This window comes from Paraburkholderia sp. BCC1884 (genome assembly GCF_900996225.1).
In the GTDB taxonomy this organism is placed as follows: domain Bacteria; phylum Pseudomonadota; class Gammaproteobacteria; order Burkholderiales; family Burkholderiaceae; genus Paraburkholderia.
The window spans coordinates 1-508 of record NZ_CAAJGL010000137.1 but is presented as its reverse complement, the minus strand read 5'-3'; the positions used below and the strand labels follow the sequence as shown (position 1 = coordinate 508).

Annotated in this window: 1 protein-coding gene; it reads left to right on the top strand. The window is 66.3% G+C overall.

Features of this window, described 5'->3' with window-relative positions; all coding sequences use genetic code 11:
• Positions 1-508, top strand: a 508-nt coding sequence (locus FQ705_RS30940) for an ABC transporter substrate-binding protein (RefSeq protein WP_260854673.1), incomplete at both ends; no start/stop codon positions are given.

Below are 508 nucleotides of genomic sequence, written 5' to 3'. Positions count from 1 at the left end.
GCGCTGATGTACCTGAGCCTGAACACCAGGAACCCGAACCTCGCCAAGCCGGAAGTGCAGCAGGCGATGAAGTGGCTGGTGGACTACCAGGGTATCCAGCGCAACATCCTCGCCAGCACCTACAAGGTCCACCAGACCTTCCTGCCCGACGGCTTCCTCGGCGCGCTCGACAGCAACCCTTACCATCGCGACGTGGCCCGCGCCAAGGCGCTGCTGGCCAAGGCCGGCATGCCGAACGGCTTCGACGTGAGCATGGACATGCCGAACGACTACCCCTTCGTAGAGATCGCGCAGGCCCTGCAGGCCAACTTCGCGGCCGGCGGGATCCGCGTCAAGCTGATGCCGGGCGACGCCAAGCAGGCGATCGGCAAGTACCGCGCGCGCCAGCACGACATCTTCATCGGCGAGTGGTCGCCCGACTACATGGACCCGAACAGCAACGCGCGCGGCTTCGCCTGGAACCCCGACAACTCCGACAACGCGCCCACCCGCATGCTGGCCTGGCGCA